The sequence below is a fragment of the Chitinispirillales bacterium ANBcel5 genome (assembly GCA_029688955.1).
GTDB classification, from domain to species: Bacteria; Fibrobacterota; Chitinivibrionia; order Chitinivibrionales; family Chitinispirillaceae; genus Cellulosispirillum; species Cellulosispirillum alkaliphilum.
On sequence record JARUKZ010000006.1, the window covers coordinates 14746 to 39080 of the forward strand.

Annotated in this window: 21 protein-coding genes and 1 tRNA gene; 6 read left to right on the forward strand and 16 right to left on the reverse strand. The window is 41.1% G+C overall.

The genetic code is table 11. The annotated features are described in order from the left end of the window. Nucleotide 1: 1 nt before the first annotated feature. From QA601_04515 to QA601_04545, 7 genes are all read right to left on the reverse strand, one after another. Nucleotides 2-694: an STAS domain-containing protein gene (locus QA601_04515; protein MDG5814329.1), complete on the reverse strand. Its 693-nt coding sequence runs from the start codon at nt 692-694 to the stop codon at nt 2-4. 13 nt (nt 695-707) lie between these two features. Beyond that, a complete protein-coding gene (gene mutL / locus QA601_04520; protein MDG5814330.1) occupies nt 708-2543 on the reverse strand; it encodes a DNA mismatch repair endonuclease MutL in 1836 nt (611 codons plus the stop codon). Between the two features lie 32 nt (nt 2544-2575). Beyond that, nucleotides 2576-2659 (reverse strand) — tRNA-Leu (locus QA601_04525). A gap of 54 nt (nt 2660-2713) precedes the next feature. Further along, the gene (locus tag QA601_04530) at nt 2714-3448 is read right to left on the reverse strand and encodes a pirin family protein (GenBank protein MDG5814331.1); all 735 of its coding nucleotides are present in this window, start codon (nt 3446-3448) and stop codon (nt 2714-2716) included. A 33-nt stretch (nt 3449-3481) separates the two neighbouring features. Continuing rightward, nucleotides 3482-4378 (reverse strand): NmrA family NAD(P)-binding protein, encoded by an 897-nt coding sequence (locus tag QA601_04535; protein ID MDG5814332.1) that lies wholly within the window; start codon nt 4376-4378, stop codon nt 3482-3484. Between the two features lie 23 nt (nt 4379-4401). Next, nucleotides 4402-5289, reverse strand: a complete 888-nt coding sequence (locus tag QA601_04540; protein ID MDG5814333.1) for an NAD(P)H-binding protein — start codon at nt 5287-5289, stop codon at nt 4402-4404. A gap of 158 nt (nt 5290-5447) precedes the next feature. After that, nucleotides 5448-6284, reverse strand: coding sequence for an endonuclease NucS (locus QA601_04545; GenBank protein ID MDG5814334.1), 837 nt, complete (start codon nt 6282-6284; stop codon nt 5448-5450). Nucleotides 6285-6481: 197 nt separating this feature from the next. On the opposite strand from QA601_04545, the gene QA601_04550 reads away from it, so the two are divergent. Further along, entirely contained in the window at nt 6482-7006 is a 525-nt protein-coding gene (locus QA601_04550; GenBank protein MDG5814335.1) for an SRPBCC family protein, read from the forward strand. 8 nt (nt 7007-7014) lie between these two features. Here the strand turns inward: QA601_04550 and QA601_04555 are convergent, their stop codons facing one another. Continuing rightward, complete coding sequence (locus QA601_04555) at nt 7015-7557, reverse strand: lipocalin family protein (GenBank protein MDG5814336.1); 543 nt, start codon at nt 7555-7557, stop codon at nt 7015-7017. Between the two features lie 431 nt (nt 7558-7988). Between QA601_04555 and QA601_04560 the strand changes: the two genes are divergently transcribed. Together QA601_04560 and QA601_04565 are read left to right on the forward strand one after the other, a co-directional pair. Next, the gene (locus tag QA601_04560; protein ID MDG5814337.1) at nt 7989-8906 is read left to right on the forward strand and encodes a hypothetical protein; all 918 of its coding nucleotides are present in this window, start codon (nt 7989-7991) and stop codon (nt 8904-8906) included. 727 nt (nt 8907-9633) lie between these two features. Beyond that, nucleotides 9634-10695: a right-handed parallel beta-helix repeat-containing protein gene (locus tag QA601_04565; GenBank protein ID MDG5814338.1), complete on the forward strand. Its 1062-nt coding sequence runs from the start codon at nt 9634-9636 to the stop codon at nt 10693-10695. Between the two features lie 79 nt (nt 10696-10774). Here QA601_04565 and QA601_04570 read toward each other — a convergent pair whose 3' ends face one another. Both QA601_04570 and trxA read right to left on the reverse strand, forming a co-directional pair. Then, nucleotides 10775-12478, reverse strand: a complete 1704-nt coding sequence (locus tag QA601_04570; protein MDG5814339.1) for an FAD-dependent oxidoreductase — start codon at nt 12476-12478, stop codon at nt 10775-10777. Between the two features lie 26 nt (nt 12479-12504). Beyond that, nucleotides 12505-12816: a thioredoxin gene (gene trxA / locus QA601_04575; GenBank protein MDG5814340.1), complete on the reverse strand. Its 312-nt coding sequence runs from the start codon at nt 12814-12816 to the stop codon at nt 12505-12507. Nucleotides 12817-12983: 167 nt separating this feature from the next. Between trxA and QA601_04580 the strand changes: the two genes are divergently transcribed. Next, nucleotides 12984-14369 (forward strand): sigma 54-interacting transcriptional regulator, encoded by a 1386-nt coding sequence (locus QA601_04580; GenBank protein MDG5814341.1) that lies wholly within the window; start codon nt 12984-12986, stop codon nt 14367-14369. A 14-nt stretch (nt 14370-14383) separates the two neighbouring features. Here the strand turns inward: QA601_04580 and QA601_04585 are convergent, their stop codons facing one another. Both QA601_04585 and QA601_04590 read right to left on the reverse strand, forming a co-directional pair. Beyond that, the gene (locus QA601_04585) at nt 14384-15292 is read right to left on the reverse strand and encodes a TIGR01212 family radical SAM protein (GenBank protein ID MDG5814342.1); all 909 of its coding nucleotides are present in this window, start codon (nt 15290-15292) and stop codon (nt 14384-14386) included. Continuing rightward, the gene (locus tag QA601_04590; protein ID MDG5814343.1) at nt 15285-16331 is read right to left on the reverse strand and encodes a tetratricopeptide repeat protein; all 1047 of its coding nucleotides are present in this window, start codon (nt 16329-16331) and stop codon (nt 15285-15287) included. The genes QA601_04585 and QA601_04590 overlap by 8 nt, the downstream gene beginning before the upstream one ends. Before the next feature lie 298 nt (nt 16332-16629). Between QA601_04590 and purB the strand changes: the two genes are divergently transcribed. Together purB and QA601_04600 are read left to right on the forward strand one after the other, a co-directional pair. Beyond that, nucleotides 16630-18075 carry an adenylosuccinate lyase gene (gene purB, locus QA601_04595; protein ID MDG5814344.1) on the forward strand — a complete coding sequence of 482 codons (1446 nt, stop codon included), beginning with the start codon at nt 16630-16632 and terminating at the stop codon, nt 18073-18075. Between the two features lie 12 nt (nt 18076-18087). After that, nucleotides 18088-18936, forward strand: a complete 849-nt coding sequence (locus QA601_04600) for a histidinol-phosphatase (GenBank protein MDG5814345.1) — start codon at nt 18088-18090, stop codon at nt 18934-18936. Between the two features lie 22 nt (nt 18937-18958). Here QA601_04600 and QA601_04605 read toward each other — a convergent pair whose 3' ends face one another. From QA601_04605 to QA601_04620, 4 genes are all read right to left on the reverse strand, one after another. Then, nucleotides 18959-19654 carry an anaerobic ribonucleoside-triphosphate reductase activating protein gene (locus QA601_04605; protein MDG5814346.1) on the reverse strand — a complete coding sequence of 232 codons (696 nt, stop codon included), beginning with the start codon at nt 19652-19654 and terminating at the stop codon, nt 18959-18961. Next, entirely contained in the window at nt 19639-21771 is a 2133-nt protein-coding gene (locus QA601_04610) for a ribonucleoside triphosphate reductase (protein MDG5814347.1), read from the reverse strand. Before QA601_04610 ends, QA601_04605 begins: the two co-directional genes overlap by 16 nt. 219 nt (nt 21772-21990) lie before the next feature. Beyond that, on the reverse strand, nt 21991-23280 hold the full coding sequence (locus tag QA601_04615) for a hypothetical protein (protein MDG5814348.1): 1290 nt from the start codon (nt 23278-23280) through the stop codon (nt 21991-21993). Then, nucleotides 23277-24320 (reverse strand): hypothetical protein, encoded by a 1044-nt coding sequence (locus QA601_04620; GenBank protein ID MDG5814349.1) that lies wholly within the window; start codon nt 24318-24320, stop codon nt 23277-23279. Before QA601_04620 ends, QA601_04615 begins: the two co-directional genes overlap by 4 nt. Between the last annotated feature and the right edge of the window lie 15 nt (nt 24321-24335).

Below are 24335 nucleotides of genomic sequence, written 5' to 3' on the forward strand. Positions count from 1 at the left end.
TTCATTTCCAACTATTAAGGGCAGCTTCGCGATCTGCATGAAGGGGGATTATGGAATTTAAGTTGAGTGTAGAGAAAGTATCTTTCACATTGGAATTAGCACAGCAAACTTTTAGACCACCACCATTTTCTTTCAAAAGCTTACTTATTTTCAGTACAGAACCAATGCTGAGAGTATCAAAGAAAACTAAACGTTTAAAATCCAAAATGATTTTACAGTGTTTTGCCATGCTCATGAGCATATTCTTTTTGAAAAAATGTGAACCTTCTGGATGATTCATAACGCCGATAAGCTCTAGGATACAAATATCCTCAACCTCTTCTTTAACTATTTTCAATCTCAGGTCTTCACTCTGATCACTTACACTAACTTCTGCAGCAGGCTTAATTCGGCCAAAGTTTTCAATATCGAAAAATGAAGCTATACCGGTATCAGTAAATATTCTTAAGAGACTCTGACGTAATTCACAAAGCACAAGTTTCAACCCCTTAGGCCGTATCTGCTGTGAAACAGTCACCAACCCTCCTATGCCAGTACTGTCTATCATCTCAGTATCAGCAAAATCCAGAACGATCCCGTATGAACACTCATCAACCAGCCCCCGAATTTCATTTAGAACTGATTTCACCTCCATGCCGGTGAACAATCGGGGCATTTTGATTACCCGGTTCACAGATTCGTTTTGTTCACCCATTGTAACCTCCCAATTACCTAAGAAAACGTCGCGTAAGCTCATCAAGAGACATTCTCACTAAAGTTGGTCTTCCGTGAGGACAAGTGTAGGGATTCTTGGCAGAAAAGAGTGAATTCAATAAAGCGTTCATCTCTTCCTGACTCAACTTCTGACCACTTTTAATAGCAGCTCCACAGGCAAAAGCAGCAGCGAACCTTTTAGTTGGCTCACCGAAAGCATCACTGCCACGTCCATCCAGGAGATACCGTATCATCTCCCTAATAGTGTTCTCAACCTGACCATCCTTTAAAAAAGCCGGTATAGCAGAGACAGAGATCGTATTACCGCCAAAATCGGCTATCTCAAAACCAAAACCTGAGAAATACTCCTTTCCCGATTCAATAATCGCCTTCTCTGTAGGCGAAACCTCAAAGAGAACAGGAAACAAAAGTTGCTGCGAAGCAGTTCGTCCTGAGTGCAAATCCTTTAAGGCCTGCTCAAACAGTACCCTCTCATGAGCAGCATGCTGATCAATAAGCAGAATACCATTCTTTATGGGTGCCAGAATAAACATACCATGAATCTGATAGCATGGTATGAGATTCCAGAGCACATCTTTATCATCATTATCCAATTGTACACTGCTTTCTGCTTTATGATCAAGCTCTTTTTCGGAGTATCTCTTTGATGCAGGGAAAGGGAGTATAGTCTGAAATGCAGATTCTTCCTCTTTAGGTTTCTCTCTTTGTGCCCCGGTGTCTTTTCCACCCCCCTCTTCCCCAGCATTTGAATGGAGTGCAGGGTAGGTATCTGAGAGATTTTCAATATCAGTTTTCGCTGACTCTCGGAAATCATCTTTGGATATGAGCATTTTTTCAATCCCACTTTTAACAGCACGGTATATAAATCCAAAAATGCGTCTGTCTTCATCAAATTTTATCTGCTGTTTAGTTGGATGAACATTCACATCAATACATCCCGGATCAATATCAAGAAAGCAGAAAAAGGAAGGACGATTACCATGCCCCAGGAACCGTGAAAATGCTTCCCTTACAGCGAAGGTAACAGAATCGTTATCTATGCGCCTCAAATTAACGTAAAGCGACTGAAATCGTGGCCTTTTCTGAAGTGTTTCCGGGGTGGAAACATAGAGAAGAGCAGACACACCATCGTTCTCTTCACTGCACTCTATTAGATTTTGGGCAAATTTTGTTCCCCCAACAGCGGCAATCCTCTCCCTTGGACTCCCGCATTCCGGAATCTCCATGACTTTTTTACCATCCACAGTCACGGTAAAATGAATACCAGGGAAAGGAATAACCATCTGCTCCAGCATTCTCACAATAGCAAGCTGCTCTGCCCGCTGGGTTTTCATAAACTTTTTTCGGGCAGGCACGTTATAAAAAAGGTCGCGCACCGTTACTTTAGTTCCCCTAAGGTGCTGTTGCGGTTCTATCCCCTTTACTACTCCCCCCTCGCTGCTAATAGCATACCCTAATCCTGAATCATTATCACTGCTAACCACATTCAACCGACTTACGGCCGCCACACTGGCCATTGCCTCACCCCTGAACCCCATAGTCGATATCATAAAGAGATCGTCTGCGGAGTTGATTTTGCTGGTTGCATGCCTTACCACGCATTTTTCCAGGTCAGTAGAGGACATTCCCAGACCATTATCACTTACTCTGATTAAAGAAAACCCTGCACCTTCAACCGTGATTTCAATTTTTGTGGAGGATGCATCAATTGAATTCTCGACCAGCTCCTTAAGCACAGAAGCCGGACGTTCGATAACCTCACCTGCTGCAATTTTTTCAATCACAGAGGATGAGAGCACTTTAATTGTATTTTTTTTTGTTTTCATCATGAAGACCAGCGGGAGGGAACTAATGCTTTGAATGCGGAAGGGGGGACTCGAACCCCCACAGGCTTGCGCCCACTAGAACCTGAATCTAGCGCGTCTACCAATTCCACCACTTCCGCGGTAAATATAAGCAAAGAAAATATTATCTGCAGATTGAAAGAGGAAGTGTTTTTTTAATCCACATATGGGCCATTATGATAAATGGGCTCCCTATGTGGTTTTCCTGTCAGGAATAGAAAACCGGATGAATCAACAGCTTTAAATATATCTCCAGGGGAGAGTTTAAGTGTTATACCCTGCCCAGAACCACACTCTAAGCCTTTGCACAACACTTTACCTCTATAAACGTATATAAAGGAACTAAACTGAGGATGAAAAAGAGGGCTATAACTATAGCCTGCTCTAAGCCTGATATCAAAGTAAGAAACGGTAGTATTCACTTTCAGCGGTGATTTATCCCCAATGACCGTTCTTACGGTGCCACCAGGCACTTCAAAAACAGTAAGATTCCCCTTATCGACCTGCTGATAAGAGGGTTCTATGTGTTTTAGGCGTTTGGGAAGATTAAGCCACAGCTGTATACCATGACACACAGAAACACCCCTCCCGGGCATCTCAGAGTGAAGTATCCCCCTTCCGGCGGTAAATCTCTGTACTCCTTCTTGCCCCACTTCGGTATCATTGCCCAGAGTATCTTTGTGCCTAAATGATCCCTCGAGCATATAGGTTATTGCTTCAAAACCTCTGTGTGGATGTTCAGGAAAACCGGCAAAAGGATCTACAAAAAACTCATCAAAAAGAACAAAGGGATCAAAATCCCTGATTTTGCTTGAAGGAAACAAACGTTTTACCCTTGCCCCTTCTCCTTCAGCAATTATTTCTGCAGAGAGTAGAACAGATGTTTCCATATTATTTCGCTCCCTATTGGGTACGTAACTCTCTTACCGTAAGAAGGTGTGGTGTTCCTGCTGTATTATCGCTTTAAAGATATTGCTGTAATCACGCACAAATGCTTCAAACGTATGAGGCTTTCTTTGAATTATTTTTTCAAAATCTGTTGTAGTTTCACCAAAACGGCCTGAACGCTGCAGCGAGTATAACTCTACAAACCCTTTTGCAAGCCACTGAGCCATACCTGTACTTTCAAGAACATGGAGAGAGGTTTCTTCAGAGATATCGATATAACTTATGTGATAGCCCACAGCTTTTGTAATCGTCATAGCAATGTCTTCAGGAGTAAGTGCCTGGGGGCCCGTTAGCTCAAAACGACAGCCCTGGAATTCTTGTGCCCGTAAGATTACCTCGGCACAAAACCTTGCAACATCGCGCATATCTATATAACTCACAGCAGCATCATCCAAAGGAAGGTAAATAAAACTTCCTGCCGGTTGCACATAACGTACAAAATTTTGCATCATTGCATTTGGACGAATAAACGTATAAGCAATGCCAGATTTTTCTATGTAGATTTCAGACTGCTTATGCCACCTGGTAAATTGTATTCCAGGAAAATCATCAACCCCCATCATTGATATTTTTACTATATGAGATACCCCCCATAACTGTGCTCTATCGATGATTCTACGAGTAAACTCAACCTGTTCCCTTGCAATAGGTGTCAAAAGAAAAAGAGTTTCAACTCCTTCAAGCGCCCTGTCGATAGTAGCGAAATCACCGTATTCAAAAGGAACAGTCTGCACACCGGTCATCTTCACATACTCTTCTTTGGCATGCGTATGCACAGCCACTCTTATTTCTCTGTCAGTATGTGCAAGGTATTGTACCACTCTGCGTCCCAGAGGGCTTGTTGCGCCGGTTATGAATATTCTGCCAGCCATTTCACTCCCTCCTTTTCACAAACCTACTCCTCTTCATGCTCGACCAACTCTCTAAACAAATCCGCATTATCTCTTACAAAATCCACAAATAAGCCTGCTGCGTTTCCTGTAACTCTCTCATAGTCATGAGTAACTTCAGAAGCTAACCCCACCCGCTGAAAAGCATAGTGCTCAATAGTGGCATCAATTAATAGTCCATTAATCGCAGAACCTTCTAAAACATGACGAGCGGTCTCTTCGCTTATATCAGCATATTCAACGTGTGTTCCGATAACCTCAGAAATTAAACTGGTGGTTTGGAACATCGATAACCCCTGAGAACCGGTAAAGGTATAGATATTACCCTTATGAGCCCTGGGAGCAAGAAGAATATCGTATGCTGCGGCAGCGAAATCTTTGGCATCAAAGTAACTTACCGCCCCCTTACCAAGGGGTAGATAAATAAGTCCCCCCGTGGGTTGCATACGGGTGAGAAAATTTTGCATAAACATATTGGGGCGTAGAATCGTAAAATCCAAACCCGATTCTTTAACTATCTGCTCCGCCTCGTGATGCCAAAGCATATACTTTATTAAAGGCACCTTATCGGTACCAAACATAGAGAGTCTGACTATGTGAGAAACGCCACTCAGGCGAGCCCGCTCAAGAAAAATCCTCACATACTCCGCCTGCTCAGGTACAGCCGGCGTGATTAACAGTACAGTTTTTATCCCCTCAAGTGCAGTATCAACCAGTTTTTGATCAGCAAAATCGAAACGGACTGGTTCAATAATCCCAGGATAGAGACGCTCAAGAGCACCTTTTTGCCGATGAATTGCAGCTCTGACCTTTATGCCCATAGCACCAAAGCGCCTGATCACCTCTAAGCCAGCTACCCCGGTAGCACCGGTTATAAGAATTTCTGAGCCCATAAATCGTCCCTTTCTTTCATTAAAAGAGAGCGAGTTAATCTTAAGTCTTTTCTCTATAAATAATTACGCCCTTTGGCGGTACCATATTTTGAAACAAAAAATAACCCGGCTAAACACTGATACCACGGATTAAGCCTCTTTTACCTGCAGTCCTTAACCTATAGAGAAGCCCTGATCGTTTCGGCTCCCGAACCCCTATTTCCCATCTCCTCTATATCGTTTATTTTAGGTATATCTTTTAACTTAATACTCAAATCGTACTCTTTTAAAAAGACATCATCACAGTCCGCAAGAGAATACCTCACATGTTCAGGTATCTGAGGACCTACTAGATAACTCCGAACAGGTTTACCAAAAGCCAGATGTCTTCTGACCCAGTTTTTATATTTTAGAATCTGACCACTTGAAGCATCAGGATAGTTATCAATTTTCACTTCCACTATAACAAAGGCACCTTCCTTATCTACTGCAAGCAGATCAATGGGACCAAATTCTGTCTCATATTCAACACCATCATTGCCAAATATATCGACATAGAGCTGCAGATCTTTTTCTATAAGATCCAGATTCTTGGCTAAATAATGGCGCAGATGTGTGCTATCGATATACCCCCCTGCAACCAATGCGTTGTCTTTCTTTGATTCACAGTTCTCCTTAACTTCCCTGACAGAAAGTACACCATGTTTGTTTTGTGCAATCTCCCATATGCCATGAATCCTGGTGTCATACAGTTCAAGTTTTCCGGGAGAGGGCCTAAATAGAAAGTCGATCGCATCACAACAGCGCCTTGGACGTTGGTTTTCCTTATAATGAATTCTCGATTCATGATTTACTGTGCACACGATTATTTGATTAAGGATAGTGTTAGTATTAGTGCCCGGATAGTGCTTAAGCACCCACTCTTTTACTTCCATATTGGTGGATTTGTTCCCATGCACCTCAATTGCCTCTTTAATCATCTGCCAGACAAATGGCTTGGGTTGCTGCTTTTCCATTTTTTTCCTCCACTGTTACATACTGTACGGGTGTCTATATACGCTAAAATTCAAAGTATCTCACTTACCAAGACTGCAAACTTGAGACCATATGATTCTCTTTTTTCCCATTCCGTTTTGTTACTTTTTGGTGCCCTTTTTGGTGCCCTTTTTGCTTTTTATAGTAAGTTATTAATCTAAAGCAGCAGGAGAGAACAATGGCTAATCACCAAGAGATTCATTTAGAAAAAAAAATTACCATCCACAGCACCACCAAACATCTCTTTAAAATGTGGCGAAATGTGGAAAACTTACCCTATATACTGGATTTTTTGGAAGAGGTTAAAGCGTTGGATGAGAACAGATCAAAATGGAGTCTTCTCACGGTCCATAACGAAAGAATTGTGTTTGAAATCGAAATAACCGAAGAGGCGCAAGGTAAATTTATCACCTGGCACTCTCAAAAAAGCACAGATCTGCTACATGAAGGGACCGTTTCGTTTTCAAGCACAGCAGAGCCAAGAACAACCCAACTTGAGCTATCCTTACACTTCTACTTTCCCCCCATGGAAGAGAGTCGATCAGAGATGCTGGGTGAAAACTTAGAAGCACGGATTGAAGAAGATCTGCAACGATTTAAAGTTGCAATCCAGGCAAATCAGTTCCCTAAAAAAAGAGAGGGAACGAGCAGATATGAAAATCTGCCCGATTCAGTGCGAACAAAAAGAAGGGAGTTTTTATAGCTTATAAACTACCTGCCGGCAATCGATGCATTTGAAACCTGAGGTACCATCTCCAAACGATCGGTTTCAAAACCCAGGGTCTGGGCAGTATTGACCAAGGAATCAAAGGTCTCCTTATCCATTACAGGCTCTCTGCTCAAAATCCACATATATTTTTTGGAATCTCCGCTGACCAGTGCATAAGTATAATTTACTGTGTCAACTTTTATAACATTGTAGTCAACGGTGAAAAATCTAAATACTCTTAGCTGCATAGCACCCATTTGTGAATCATCGGGTATCGTCACTCTACCACTGAGCCTGGTCTTTCTCCGCCTGCGGGTGGCATTATAGCCCTCAGTTACAAGGCTATAACGTCCCCTGCCCTCTGGAGTAAACGTACAGGTAACATCCTCGAAACCACGCTGATGTCTGTTGGGAAGACGAGCGATCTCATACCATTTGCCGGAAAAAGCCTCCATGTCGAGATGTTCAACAGGTTCAATTTCCTCACCATAAGCGCCTATTATAAAAACACCAAGCATCAAAAAGGAAATAACTTTTAAGCGCACACTGCCCCCTACTTCTCATTTGAGTTGTTTGTAATCATGGTAATTTCACCTCCAATTAATTTGTTGTGTTTTCACTACGCAGTGGTCTAAGCAATATTCTTTAGAGAAGCTAAACATACCAGTTTTGTTTGAAACTGTTTTAACTAATCTACTCCTTTTTCAAAAAAACCTTATACTCCCTGTATTTCAGTAATACCAGCCAGAAACAGCCAAACAAAGCTGCCACACCGAGCAAAAGCTAAATTCAGCTCAGATATTCCATAACTCTAATGAATAAATCCCCTATATCACTACCCCCTCACCCGGAAATATAGTTTTACTGTTTTTTAACAAAGCTTCAAAAATACCTTATAACTATTTGTTATTCATAATGTTACGATGCTATTTTTAATTATCACCGTATACCCAACAGTTAACCTTAGGAATAAAGTATGATAAAAATCACAGGACTCTCTATTCTGAGTATTTTTGCGCTTTTTATTGCTTGCAACGGCTCCCCGGTCACTAACCACTATTCAGTAGGCCCCGCTGCAGATTCCATATCAAAAAGCCATAACCGAGTTGCTTTATCAAACACTTCTGTTCCCTCTATTTTTACCGACATTATCGATTCATTCCCCAATTACTATCAAAGAGACCGTGCTTTTGGTGGTTTTGAGTACAGGGGGAGAGTTTATTGCGGTCCGGTATCAGTTTCAAATGCTTTTATGCGGTTGATAAATAATGGTCACTATCAACTTTTTCCAAGAACAAGTGACGTTGAACATGATCAGCATCAGCTTATAACCCTACTGGGTTCCTCTGAGTATTTCAATACCCGAAATCGTGGTACCAGTCCTCACACTTTAACTAAGGGGTTAGAGAAGTTTTTTAAGGATCGGGGAATAGATGAGGCAAAGATCGTTTATCATGGATGGAGAAAAGTGCCACAGCGCTTTTCAGCAACTGGTGTACAAGTCCCACACTTAAATGACTTAAAAGAAGCCCTCTATACTATGGACGGAGTACTACTTAATTTTGGTTGGTACAGATATAACCCCCAAAAAAATGAATACGAAAGAACGGGAGGACACTGGGTTACATTCGTTGGCTATGGCCATAACGGAATAGATGTTGACCCTTATAGCCTAATCTATCGTGATTCTGAAACCCGAAACCGAATAAACGATTACGTAACGGTTGAAAAAATTGATTCAGGTACTATCACCGGTAATTTAAATAACCTTCCACACGATGCCAAAGGGTACTATAAGTTTAGAGCAACCAGATCGAGGGTAGGCATAATCGATGGAGCGGTTGCTTTTAAATTACCTCCTGCTCGAAAACCCATTGCAGGCAACTTTCACTGAGCCAAACACGCGATTACCTATTATCAATCCAACACCTGGCCTGGTGATCAAATATGAAACTTGTGCTGGAAATCATAAGCATTTGATCATCAGTTGCAATTAAATGAATTCCGGGCAGCAATCTTTAAGGGAGTTTTGGCATTCGAAAGAGTGAATGTTTTACATAAACCAGCTCAAAGCAATTATAGAGAATTCTTTCTGTCGGTATTATGTTATCCAGAGGGAAAATGTGTACAGTCTCTTTGTGAAGAGGATTCACAACCTAAACTGAAACGGTATCGCTGTTTCAGGTAAAATTTTCAGTTAATTTTGACATTGCTGTATTAGGATTCAACCTATAAAGCTTCTAATTTTTTTCTGTGCTGATTAGTTAAACGAAAACTTCGCGTTACCGATCTTTAAACTCGTTTTCTAGTTGAAAGTTATTCAGTAGGTCAGGTTGGGTTGAAATTTCAAATCCCTTAGGATATGGTTTAAAAAGCCTGGTACAGTCTTGAGTGGGAATATTAGGGATAGAGTTCCTCCTTGCACCAGCACAAGAAATTATTTCCAGTCACTGCTATTTTATAATCACAGCCAAATCTCTTCCTCTTGCACTATTCGCTTCCAAACCGTACAATAATAATGCACTTAGCTTCCGTGACTAAGAATTATTCCCGTAAATGACTCAAAGGGACACTTTGGAAAGCAGAAAATCCAGTTACACAATACGTTCAGTAGAGATTCCATGAAAAAACTACTTTTACTATTCCAGCTTATTCTTTTAGCAAATACTGAAATGTTCAGTGAAGTTCGGGTCTCAGGCATAATAGATACTGATACCAAATGGCGCGCTGAAAATGGTCCCTATGTCATTGAAGGAGACATAATAGTCTCTCCACAAGCACGTCTTTCAATTTCACCTGGTACAGAAGTGATTATTTCAACAAAAAACAGATCCCCCTCACCAACCCCCTTTGATCGACTTGATTCATCACTTGTTTCAATCAGGGTCTTTGGTGCTTTTAGTTCTGAAGGGAGCAGAGAAGATCCAATAATCTTCACATCTTCTGAACCTGCTTTTGAAACCTATAACTGGCGCGGGATAATTCTTGAAGACGTAGCCCACCATTTTACCGAAATATCCTTTACAGAGATAAATGGTGCCACCACAGCTATTACCGTAAAGAACTCAAGACCACTTATCAGAAATAATATTATTGAAAACAATAATATTGCTATTCACTGTTTACAGGGTGGATCAGCGCGCATACAAAATAATGTTTTTTCGCGGAATTTCACAGCAGCAATAAAAGTAGAACTTTCTAACCCTGTAATTGTAAACAACATTATCGCATTTAATAGAAATGTTGGGATGTGGTGTGATAATATTTCAAAAATCACGTTCGAGCACAATTGTCTCTTTGCAAACAGAGATGTCGATTTCGTTAACTGTGACCCGGAGATGGGCCTACTCTCAAGAGTTAACCAAAACGGAGACAGTACAGATGCTTTTTACAACCTCTATTCAGACCCAATCTTCTCTGGCACAGCTTCTGAGCGAAGAGCGATTGAACTTGATACAGATCTTCCAACAGAGCGGGTAAATATTGTAGATACCACACTAGCCCAAGTGCTTTATGACCAACTCCCAGACTCTGTTCAAATTAAAAACAGACCGGAAAAATTTAGGAGTCGCTACTCTCTCTCAATATACTCACCCTGTCATAACGCGGGGAAACCACACGAATCATTTAACAATACGGATGGCACAACAAACACAATAGGAGTACAAGGGGGGCCTAATTAAAATCTTACCCCGCCACTTACAACTACATAAAAACATCTTACGTTATAAACTACAGCCAGCTTCAATAACACACAAGCTACTAAACTGCAGTGTATGTGGAAGCTTTAGCCTGTGTACCAGAAAATAATTCTTTGTTATGCATTTTGTATACTTTAAAGCCCCCGGAGAGGTTAAATGCATTAAATCCATTTTGTAGTAATATTCTAACAGCCACGTGTCCCCGTAAACCCACTTCACAAAAAACAATAATATTTTTTCCTTGATCCAATTCTTCAATCCGTTCTCTTAACTGATCAAGTTCGATGTTTTTTGCTCCCATTATTGTTCCGCGCCGAACCTCTCTCTGCGTTCGCACGTCTAAAAGCTCATACCCCTTTTCGATCAGTTCCGGTATCTGCTCAGCATAACACACAGGCATAATTCCGGTGATTATATTCTGAGCAATAAATCCAGCTGTATTAACAGGATCCCTTGCGCTACCATAAGGAGGTGCATATGCCAGTTCAAGGTCACATAGATCGTTTACAGTTAGTTTATGCCTTACCGCCATAGCTAACAGATCAATTCTCTTATCAACTCCTTCTGCACCTGCAATCTGTGCCCCCAAAATGGTGCCATTTTGAGGAGAAAAAAGTATCTTTATACTCATACCTTGCGCACCCGGATAATATGAAGCATGGTTTGGAGAGTAGGAGTATGACTTTAGATACTCTATCCCAAGCATTGCAGCTTTTTTTTCATTGATACCTGTGACGGCTATAGTTAATCCAAAAATCTTACATATTGCCGTACCCTGAGTATGGTGGTAAACGGATTCAATTCCGGCAATTCTATCGGCAACGATTCTTCCCTGACGATTTGCTGGTCCGGCAAGTGGAATATGAGTTTTGGTTTTCGAAATTAGATCCGTACTCTCTATTGCATCTCCCACTGCAAAAACATCGGGAACACTGGTTTTTAGTTGTTCATCTACCTTTATAGCTCCACGTTGAGAAAGTTGTACTGAAGAGCCTTTTAAGAAGTCGGTGTCAGGCTTAACCCCTATAGCCAAAATGACCATATCTGCCTGCAGTTCTGTATTATTTTTGAGCTTTACACCATACTTTCCGGAATCACAAGGAAAGAAAGATTGCACAGCACTATGTAAATGTACATCGATACCATGTTGCTCAAGGTGTTCTGTTACACTGGTTGCAATGTCTGAGTCGGCGGGGGCAAAAAGCTGACCGGAAGCTTCGATCAGCGACACCTTAATTCCTCTTTTTGACAAGTTTTCTGCCATTTCCAGGCCAATAAAACCACCCCCTACAACAATAGAATCTCTAAGTTCAGACGAGTCGATGTAGTTTTTTATCCTATCCATATCGTGAAGCGTACGTAATGTAAATACTCTTTTACTATCCATCCCTGCTAAATCAGGCAGTATGGGAGATGCACCCGGAGAGAGAACAAGATAATCATAGCTCTCATAATACTCTCTGTTTCCATGCTTTACCCTGACCCTCTTTTTTTCTGTATCTACTGCAATCACCTCAGAGTCAACTCTCACCTCCACAGCAAAGCGATTGGAAAAACTCTGCGGTGTCTGGAGCACCAGCTCTTTTCTATGTTCGATCACCTGGCCAATATGATAGGGCATACCACAATTAGCAAAGGATATATACTGTCCCTTTTCAAACATAACAATCTGGGCATACTCATCCACTCGTCGCATCCTTGCGGCAAAACTGGCCCCCCCGGCTACTCCCCCAATAACTACTATCTTTTTGTTCTCTTTACCCAAAACCAAACCTCTTCTGTATCTATCGCTTAGGCTGCAAGCGCGTTTAAATACACCTGCTCAGGCTGTACACCCACAAACTCCCGGTCTATTTGTCCGTTTTTAAAAATTAAAACTGTTGGAATACCCGTGATACCATATTGGGTTGAAACAGTAGGATTATCATCGACATTAAGCTTAAAAACCTTCACTTTACCATCCATCTTCTCTCCAATGCGATCTATTATGGGTCCCAGCATTCTGCATGGTCCACACCAGGGAGCCCAGAAATCAACCAACACCGGGAGATCAGAATCCAGCACGTCTTCTTTAAATTTGCTGTCAGTAGTCTCTATAGCCATAAATCCTCCTTAAAAAATGTGCAACATGTGAACCCTAGATGCAATAAGCATGCCACTTTTTTTTCCTCAATTTTCCCTTCATATAAAATAATACTTCCCCCTGAATGTATTTTACCGTGCAACAGTTGCAACGGTTACCACGTTGCACAGAAAGGAATGCATCAGCTATGAAACACACTCTCTCCCAAAACAACCTAAACAACGAAACATTTGAATTGGTTCTGCAAACACTAACAGAAGGTCTCTTCTTAATTGATAAAGATGGCAAGATCATCTATAGTAACAAAGCTTTGCAAAAAATGACCGGCTTGAATGCCCAACAACTCACTGGAAAAAAGTGTTGTTCAATTATGGCAGATAGCTGCACACCACCACCAGATTGCACACTCTATGCCAAAGAAGCGATAACCAACACCGAATGCAGAATCAAACATCAATCAGGGACAATTATACCGGTGTTAAAAAATGCTCGGGTGCTACGATCGCAAGAAGGTGAAATAATCGGTGCTGTAGAGACCCTCAGTGATCTTTCTAAACTAAAAGCCGCAGAGCAGCGCTTAAAAACCATTGAGCAGAGTAGTTATAAAAAGGGGGGCTTACAGCGGCTCATCGGAGAAAGTACTACTATGCAAGAAGTTTATAATCTTATCGAGCTTGCAGCGGCCTCCAACAGTACAATTCTTATAAGTGGTGAGACAGGAACAGGTAAAGAACTTGTCGCAGACGCTATCCATTCTCTAAGCGACCGTTCATCAGGTCCTTTAATAAAAGTAAACTGCTCAGCACTACCGGAAACGCTCCTGGAAAGCGAACTTTTCGGGCACACCAAAGGAGCTTTTACAGGTGCAGTAAAAGACAAAGCAGGAAGGTTTGAACTTGCAAATGGCGGTACATTATTCCTTGATGAAATAGGCGAACTCTCACCACTAATTCAAATTAAGTTGTTACGTTTTCTCCAGGATAAATCGTTTGAGCGTCTTGGTGAAGGTGTGCCTATAAAATCAGATGTACGCATAATTGCTGCTACTAACCGAAACCTAAGAAAAGAGGTGAAAACAGAAAGATTTCGGGAAGATCTTTTCTACAGACTTAAAGTTTTCCCCATCCATTTACCACCCCTTCGTGAAAGAAAAGAGGATCTGGGAATACTTACTGATCACTTTATCTCAAAATTCAGAGCCCAGACAGGAAAGAACATTTTTAATTTAAAACACCAGGCAACAGTCACACTAATGGATTACTGCTGGCCTGGTAATGTGCGTGAATTGGAACATGCTATTGAACATGCGTTCGTCAGCTGCCAGAAGGATATTATCGATACTTCTGATCTACCATTAGAAATAAGAATGTCACATCTTCGCAGAGATATATGTACAGAACCAGAAGCAGTAACTAATGGCTCTGAAAGCCTTCCCCCTCAGAATATCACAGAAGAAACTATTTTAAAAACTCTCGAACAATGTAAGGGTAATAAAAGTGAAGCAGCGAGAAGGCTTGGTGTAGACAGAAGCACAATCTGGCGTAAACTGAGGCGCATGAAGGGAATGACTTAACCTAAAAATTGGTATTATACCCGGTTAAAAGAACTACCCTGAAAGAATCCAATTGAATCCATGTACCTGTAAATAGCAGCAAGTGAGCTGTTTTTTTGAGCGCTCCAGGCCGGAGCGATAAGTCCATACTCTTTCTTTGAATCTGCCAGGAGTCTATGGATATGTTGGTCTTTCCTTAAAAAGGAAAGAAAGTCACAAAGTAGTTTCTGGTATTGATCCAGGCTAAGAGTGGTAATTTTCCCCTCAGAGAACATTACTTCCATCTCAGTTCCTTCAATAATCATCAGCTGATGGATTTTAACCCCGGTCAAAGGAAGAGATGCAAGCATCTGTGCTGTTTCAATGATCATATCAGAGCCTTCTCCAGGTAAACCAAGCATCACATGAGCGACGCTTTCAACACCTATCGAAGCAAGCGTTGTAACAGCACTGACAAAGTCATAAACTGTGTGCCCTCTGTTAATACCTTTAAGCACTGAATCATGTCCACTCTGAAGCCCAAGCTCTACTGAAAGATAGGTTCTCTTTGAAAGTTCCTCAAGATAGGCATATATTTTCTCATCAAAACAATCGGGTCTGGTGCCTATTGCAAGCCCAACTACATTTGACTGTTCCAGAAGAGGTTCGTAAACCGACCGTAACGTCTCAACATCAGAGTAAGTGTTTGAAAAAGGCTGCAGATAAGGTATAATAAGTTGCGATGCCCGAGAGAATCTTTTTACACTTCCCTTAAGCTGCTCACAGGGGGTTTCTGAATTATGGGATACTGGGCTAAAGGAGCGGTTATCACAGAAAGTACATCCTTTAATACTTTTGAACCCGTCCCGGTTAGGGCAGGAAAATCCTCCATTTACCGGGATTTTTAGAATAGGCCGCCCAAAGCGGCCTTTTAAATATCTTCTGTAAGAGAAATACCTATTCACCAGCTCCTCTGCTTCTCATCTCTTCTAAAATATCAAAGGTAGGTGCAGTATCCTCTCTGTCAGCACCTAACCCTTCAAATGATCCCATTACATCAATCTGAGGTGTTGTTTCCATAACCTGCGTTTGCTGTCTCTTCTCTTCTGTTCGTAGCTCTTGTCTCAGATCTCTCATTTGGCGCTGTGAAACAGGTGTTGTCATCTCATCTTCCTTGCCTTCCAGCATATTGATCCTATTCTGGATTACATCTCTGTTTCTTCTGTCAGAGTAAACCATAGCCCTTCTAAGGGCTCTTATAGCCTCTTCTTTTTCATCTTTATCTTCATATATATTAGCTACCTCAAGGTGATAAACCGGCTCTGAGGGCTGCGCCTGTGCGGCCAGCTCAAACTCCGCAAGTGCATTCTGCTGCTTGCCTTCCTCAAGATAGAGCCTCCCAAGTTGATACCTGGCAGTACCGCTTTGGGGGTCGCTTTCAGCTACTTTTCTAAGATACTCTTTTGCCTCGTCTCCCCTTTTTTCGTTCAGTAACGTTTGAGCTAAATTCATCAGTGCTTCTGTATTATTACTTTCCATCGAAATAATCTCTTTGTACTGAGATATTGCTTCATCTATCATCCCGGCTTCAGTGTATAAAGTGGCAAGATTCATTTTTACCTTTACGTTTTGAGGGTCGTGTGAAACAGCCTGATATAATGCATTGGCAGCATCTTCTTTATCACCATTGTTCTGGTATGCTATAGAGAGATTAATCCATGCAAACACTGATCTTGGGCTAAGCTCTGTTGCCCTCTTAAGCTCTCGAATGGCATTTTGATTCTGCCCCATCTGAAGGTAAGTTAGTCCAAGGTGGTGCTGGGCATCAAAATGCCTGGGGTCCCGGTTTACAACCTGACGAAAATGATTAAGTGCACGATTATACCCGCCACTTTGAAGTAATTGAGTTCCCTTGATCATGTTTTCTTCAATGGATTGAGCCCCGGCACTTAAACTCACCACCAACAAAAAACAAAATACAAATGGAAGAAATGATCTGCTCATAACGCCTGCCTCCATTTTTTATGATAAAAAAAATCTTATAACAAAATACCTATACTATAATATAGGTATCAAGATAAATAGTATGAAAGTTCCATTTCTAATTTTCTATTGAATACGTTAGATTTTCTACAATAACAAAACTATCGAAAAACTAAGCGTTTAAGGCTTTTTTCCATACCTTAGGTCTTGTACTGTTTAAAAGACCACCTGCGAAAATGTATATTTATAAGCTTTATTGTCGCCTTGAGGCATTCAATTACTAAACAGATTTGGAATTTAATTAAACGAAAGCACTTCCATGGGTAGCCAAAATAAAAATAGTTATAGTAACCCCCTACTTGAAAGATATGCAAGCCAAAAGATGTCAGCAGTCTTTTCACCTCAGTTTAAATTCAGTACGTGGCGCAAACTATGGGTAGCACTTGCAGAAGGCCAGCAAGAGCTTGGTTTGCCAATAAGCGATGAACAAATTGAGGAGATGAGAGCGTTTGTTGATGATATCGATTTTGAACTCGCAGCTACATACGAAAAAGAAACTCGTCACGATGTAATGGCCCATGTACACACGTTTGGTTCTCAGTGTCCAAAAGCCAAGCCAATTATTCATCTTGGTGCAACCAGTGCATATGTAGGGGATAATACAGATCTTATTCAGCTTAAAAAAGCTACTGAAATCACTCTTTCACGACTCAGTACACTAATCGCTACATTGCGCAACTTTGCCTGGGAAAACAGGTCAGTCGCAACCCTTGGCTTTACCCATTTTCAGCCAGCACAGCTCACCACAGTAGGAAAACGAGCCAGCCTTTGGCTTTATGATCTTTTGATGGACTTTGAAGCACTTGAAACCTTTCACTCCAGTTTACGATTCAGAGGCGTAAAAGGAACTACCGGCACACAAGCCAGTTTTTTGAGTCTCTTTGAAGGCAATCATCAGAAAGTAAAAGATCTGGACAGTAGTGTTTGTTCAAAAATGAACTTTGAAAAAGTACTTCCGGTAACTGGCCAGACGTATACACGTAAAATAGACTCTCAAATCACATCCATACTTTCTGGTTTAGCTCAGTCTCTCCATAAAATAGCAAACGATATTCGTTTGCTTCAGAATTTAAAAGAGATAGAGGAGCCCTTTGAAACCAAACAAATAGGCTCTTCTGCAATGGCTTACAAAAGAAATCCCATGCGGTCCGAAAGGCTTACAGCCCTTTGTCGATTTATAATGTCAAATTCACTTTCACCGGCAATGACTGCAGCGGAGCAGTGGTTCGAAAGAACATTAGATGATTCAGCCAACAAACGGCTCACTATTCCAGAAACGTTTCTGGGTGCAGATGCTGCCCTTATTATTGGTGAAAACGTCTGTAACGGACTTGTTGTCTACCCTAAAGTCATTGAAAAGCATATAAATGCAGAACTGCCATTCATGGCAACCGAAAATATAATCATGGCAGCAGTTAAAAAAGGGGCCGACCGTCAGGAAATTCATGAGCGAATAAGAATACATTCAATGGAAGCTGCCAAAGAAGTAAAACTTAAGGGTAAAGAAAACGATCTTCTTGAAAGAGTTGCTTCAGACCCTAAGTTTTCGATGTCAAAAGAGGATTTATTATCACTTCTCAAAGTCAGTGATTTCATAGGCAGGGCCCCAGAACAGGTTGAAGAGTTTTTAAGGGAATCTGTAGACCCTCTTATAAAAAAGGCAGATAAGTTTGCAAACACCCAAAAAGAAGATCTAAGTGTTTAAAGGAAAAAAACAGTGCTTGCAGATTATCATATTCACACTCCTTACTGTCGTCATGCCTTTGGCAAAATAGTCGATTATATAGAGAAAGCAATCTCCCTTGGCTTTGATGAGATTGGTTTTTCAGACCATCTTGGACGTTATTACCTCAGTCGGTCGCAAAAAAAACGAAACTGGGACTGGGGAATGAACAATCGGGATCTGGCGCTCTATTTTGATGAACTTAGTACTCTAAAAGAGGCCTATTCAGATCGTATAACAATACGCATCGGTCTGGAGGTAGATTACATTAAAGGTGCCGAAGAACTTGCTTCAGAGATACTCTCCCTTTACCCTTTGGATTATACTATTTGCTCAGTACACTGTCTTCCACACTTTGGCCTTAAGCATCTTGCACAATACAAAAAGGTTGATCCACTTTCAATATATTTGGAATATTTTGATGCAGCCCGAGAAGCCTTGAAGTGTGGGTTATTTCAGTCTCTCGCTCACCTTGATTTTATATGGCGATATATACCCTGGCCAGAAGGCAGTGAAGCCCTTATTTTCAAAGAAATACAAAAAACTGTTGAAACTGCATCACAAAATGAATCAACCAAGCTTGAGATCAATTCAAACGGTTACCTATGGTCAAATAAGTCCAAGATAAGAGATTACGATCCCTTTATAGTTATGATCGAGGAGATAGCAAAACGGGATGTAACAATAACCATTGGTTCAGATGCACACGAACCAGTGTGGGTTGGAAAAGCATTTGATTCTATTTTGTCTCTGCTTATAAAAAAAGGGGTAAAAAATTTCTGTTGTTTTGATAAGAAAAGAGCAATTATACACCCCCTTCAGCCTCCAGATAAATCAAATTGATACTTAGGCTAATTTTTTAGGGTTATTGCCCTCTTACAGAACAATCAATTCCTCTTTCTTTAAACATACCGCTCCAATACTTGAGTTTCTCTAAAGAAAGAGGTGTTTTTTTTCTGTAATCTTCATTGAGAAGCTCTGTACTATTTTGAAATGGCTGAAGGAAAACTTTTTTCACCCCTCTTAAAAGTCGTAAGAATTTATATATTTCATCATCACCAATAAAATCAGGTACGACAGGTATCCTAACTTCTGCGTTTTCAGCCATATTCCGTACCACTGCTATTGATTGCTGAAGTCGTTGAGCGGTATCACTATAAGTAGAACCAAGAAAATTATACTTTTCAGGAACCGTCTTTATATCCAGAGCCAAATAATCTGGTTTAACCCGGTAAATCATTTGAGGATTAAGACCGTTAGTGTCAAGTTTAACGCGAACACCAAGTTCACGAACCGCCTCAAAAAGAGCAGGAAGTTCTCTATGAATCGTCGGTTCACCTCCACTTATTACAACACCATCAATAATCCCTTTACGTTTCTTTAAATGTCCCAATACATCATCGAGGGATATAGCCGGGTTTTCATTTTTAACAATAGTTGGATTGTGGCAAAAGGGGCAATGTAAGTTGCAACCAGAAAGAAAAAGGACGGTAGAAACCGTCCCTGGAAAATCAATGAATGAACTTTTAAGCCAGGCTGAAATGTTCATGCTGTTTGACAAACAGACTCCTGTGTTTGCTTTTCCTCATTAGTTTGTACACCTGATTCTATCTCAACTGGATTATCTATGCCAAAGACGATACGCTCTTTATACTCAGATTTCTTTCCTGGATTCCAGTTCTGAACCGGCCTGTAATACCCAACTATTCTGGCATAAACTTCCGCTTCCTCAGAACAAGTGGGACAAGAGAAGTGTTGACCTCTCAGATAACCATGGTTTCGACATACAGAAAAAACCGGAGATAGAGTAAAGTATGGTATTTGATAATTGTATGCTATCTTTTTCACCATTTCTTTGCACACCTCAATATCATCGATTGACTCTCCAATATGTGCATGAAACACCGTCCCTCCGGTGTACTGTTTTTGAATCTGACTTTGCATATCCAAAGCATCAAAAACATCATCTGTTGAATCAACCGGAAGCTGTGTTGAGTTAGTGTAATAGGGAATATCCCCACCAGAAATAATCATTCTCGAGAACCTGTCTTTATCGATTTTGGCTAATCGAAATGATGTTCCTTCGCCAGGGGTAGCTTCAAGGTTATACAGATGTCCGGTTTCTTCCTGGTAGGTAATGAGCCTATTACGCATATGTTGGAGTACTTCCATCGCAAACTCTCTTGCCTCAACCTCTTTTAGATCTTTGCCCATGAAATTGAGTGTTGACTCATTCATCCCTATAAGACCAATAGTTGAGAAGTGGTTGTTCCAGTGGCGCAGATATCTTTGAGTATATGGAAAGAGCCCCTGATCCATCAGCTTTGTGATCACCTTGCGTTTAATCTCAAGTGAATCTCTTGCCACATCCATGTAATGGTCAAGCTGTCTGAAGTAATCTTCTTTGGTATTTGAGAAGTAGCCAATTCGTGGTAAGTTTATAGTAACTACACCTATTGAGCCAGTGAATTCATCTGCACCAAAAAGACCACCACCCCTGTTACGCAACTCTCTTTTATCTAATTGAAGCCTACAGCACATTGAGCGTACATCACCCGGGTTCAAATTCGAGTTGATGAAGTTTTGAAAATATGGAGTACCATACTTCCCGGTCATCTTGAATAAAAGCTCAGCATTTTCGCTGTCCCAATTGAATGACTCGGTAATGTTATAAGTAGGAATAGGATAGGAAAAGCCTCTTCCTTCAGCATCTCCCTCTATAAGCACCTCGAGAAATGCCTTGTTTATCACATCCATTTCAGGCTGGAAGTCTCCATAAGTAGCATCCATTGGTTTTCCACCAACGATTGCCGGCTGATCTTTGAGATCATCGGGAACAACCCAATCAAGTGTTATATTGGTAAAAGGTGCCTGAGAACCCCAGCGGGAAGGGGTATTAACGCCAAAAATAAAGGATTGTATTTGTTGCTTAACATCCTTGTAGCTTAGTTTATCAGCCCTGATAAATGGGGCAAGGTAGGTATCGAATGATGAAAAAGCTTGAGCTCCAGCCCATTCGTTTTGCAAAATGCCAAGAAAATTCACCATCTGCTGTATCAGTGTAGAAAGATGCTTAGGAGGATGGGAAGATATTTTACCTTTAACACCCCCAAGACCTTCTGAAATAAGTTGCCTTAAGGACCAGCCCGCACAGTAACCGGAAAACATAGAGAGGTCATGAAGGTGAATATCACCGTTTCTGTGAGCATTGGATATGTCATTTCCATAAATATTCTCAAGCCAGTAGTTAGCGGTTATGGCTCCACTGTTGTGGAGAATGAGCCCTCCCAGAGAATAGTTTACATTGGAGTTTTCATTCACTCTCCAGTCCTGTTGTTTCAAATAGCCATTCATGGTGTTTGCTATATCAAGCAACAGATCGTTGGTACTTCGGATACGGCGATGTTGTTCTCTATAAATAATGAAAGCTTTAGCTACTTTTGCATGTCCCTGCTCTATAAGTACCTTCTCGACGATATCCTGAATTTCTTCGACTGCGGGTATCGAATTTGAATGAAATCGTTTAGCAATTACCTCTTCAACATGCTTAGCCAACATCAGTGAAACTCCAAAGTCTCTTCCTCCCACAGCAGATGCGGCCTTAAATATTGCATTAGCTATCTTAAAATTATCATATGGAACCAGCTTCCCGTCACGTTTCCGGATCGTAGAAATCATAAACTCAAGAACCCCCGCATGTAATCAAAGATTTAAGTGTTAAACCACAATGGGTGCTACCTTCTGGGCTCTAACATACAATATATACACAGAGGAGTCAATCATTTCTTTCGATTTCAAAGAAATGATCAATAGAAGCATTTAAAAATGGGTTTAAAACAAAAAAAAACCATGCTCTGTTTCCAGAACATGGTTGTTATTTTAGAATCGGAGGCGTGTTTACAAATCAGCATTTATAATGTGTGGGGTAACAAAAATAACCAGATCATTGTTCTCCACAGTCTTTGTCGATCGTTTAAATAATGCCCCAAGAATTGGTATGTTCTTTAAGACTGGTATACCAGCTTCAGTGTTTCTGCTTTCATTTGAAGTAAGTCCGGCAATGACAACTGTCTCACCGTTTCGTACCATCACATTGGTATTTGCGCTCTGCTCATTTATCACCGGATTTCCATCTGCAAGCAGATAATAAGATTCTTTTCTTGGCTGTAGGGACATCATTATTTTTCCATCACCGGCAACATGTGGGGTAACAGTTAGTGCAGTACCGGCATTAACCATCTGTATTACAGTGTTCCCAGCCTCATCACGCATTTTAAGCGGTATTTGCTGTCCCATAAAGATTCTTGCTTCTTTATTATTCATAGTAGTTATCTGAGGCTGTGCTACAATTTCCCCCTGATTATCCTCAAAGAGATATTCCAGGGTAGCCCCAAATCGCTCAGGCGTAAGAACACCATAGGTAACACGATTCACAGCCTGATCAGGAATAACATTTTCGGGGCTAAGATGTGATGCAGTAACATTGAACTCAGGATCAGTGATATTCCAGTGTATCCCCATTCTTTGTACTACCCCTGAGCTAACTTCTACAATTTTACATGAGATAGAAACCTGTGTTGCCGGAATATCCATTTCACTCACCATTTCTCTGATATCCAGCAGATTCTTTTCTGTATCAAACAGCACTAATGCATTGTTGTGTTCAGAGACTGTCGCCCGTCCTCTCGGTGAAAGGAACGTTTCTACAGGACCTAGCATTTCCTGAGCAGTAGTGAACTGCAGTCTAATAATTTCTCGTTTAAGTGGACCAGCAGATTGAGTCATCTCAACGGCTTCAGCACTGCCGATTCGCCTTTGGTTATACTCACCGGCACTCAAAATATAGATATAGTTTTCTTCGGTAATTGCAGCAAGATTATTCATCCTGCATACAATCCACATTATTTCAAGCCAGGTCTTGTTTGAAACAGCAAGCGATACCGTACCTTCAACGTCTTTGCCTACAACGATATCAACACCACTGTAGGAACTTAGCTGACGGAAAACAGACCTTACTTCCGCTTCATGGACTTCGAAGAAGTCAATAACCTCCTGGTTGCCAGTAGGGCCAGTGTAATTAGCCTCCGAAACTCTTGCAGCGTTGGACTCAACTTCTGCAAATGAAATACCAACGCCTAAAGTCAACAGCATGGTAGTAACAATAGTTAAAGCCTGCACTTTTATCATCTCCGCCTCACATTTCTTGCATCAGGTTTTTCGGTGAGGTTCAACGTGTAAGAACGTGAAACATCAAAATCCCTAATTAAAAATACGACTCTATCTCTGTAAATTCTAAGAACATGTCCATTATCTACCCGATCTTCTTCTCTAAGGGCATAAGCTCTGTTATCATCTCTGAAATTTTCAAACAAAGCGATACGCTCTTCAGAATCTTCAAGAATCCCCACAAGGCGCAATGACTCAACCCTTGGTCTTCCGGGAATCGCAGAAGTATCCTGGTATAGGGAAACAAATGGATCGCGCCCAAATACCCTATATCGGACAACTCTACCATCAGGTTTTTCTCTTGTTACCTCTTTAATCTCCTCTTGTTGCGATGGTGGTGCGATTTCAAATTCAGGAGTTGGAGATTCAACTGCTGCCCGACTGCTCTCAGTAGTTGCTTTCTTGGATGCAGCAGATTGTTTGGCCTTTTCTGTTGTTTTTTCACCTACAGAAAAAACCTTATCTTCAGGAATAGACTTACTTGCATCCTCCACTGCCCTCTTTTCCATCTGCTCAATATCTATTTCAGAGGAGGAGTGTTCAGATATAATAGTAAGCGATGCATCCCACCTGAATTCATCATGTGCATCACGCGTTAAAAGCACAAGCATTTCGTTTTCCCGGTGTCTAATTTCGATGGGCCCTGCTACAGAAGAGGACAGGTTGAGGGCCAGGTCAATTTGAGATGTTTCTTTATTCTCTTTAATCAAAAGTTCTGATACGGGAATAGAAGATTGAAATCTTTTGAACTCATTATGATCTAAGCCGTACCGTGCCCCTCTGAAGGAGATATTCAGATCACTTACCGACTCTCTATCCTGATTATCCACATTTCCCCTTATCGGAGTGTTAGCTTTAACCATTAGTACTAAGCCTCTCTCACTTCCGATAATGCTTATATCCTCAATTGTTGGTGTGTTTGCAATGACCTTTGCTATAAAGCAAAGTACGGTAATTGCAACCAACTGTTTAGTTCTGTGTAACCTTTTACCCTGTTTCATTTTGTCATTTACTTT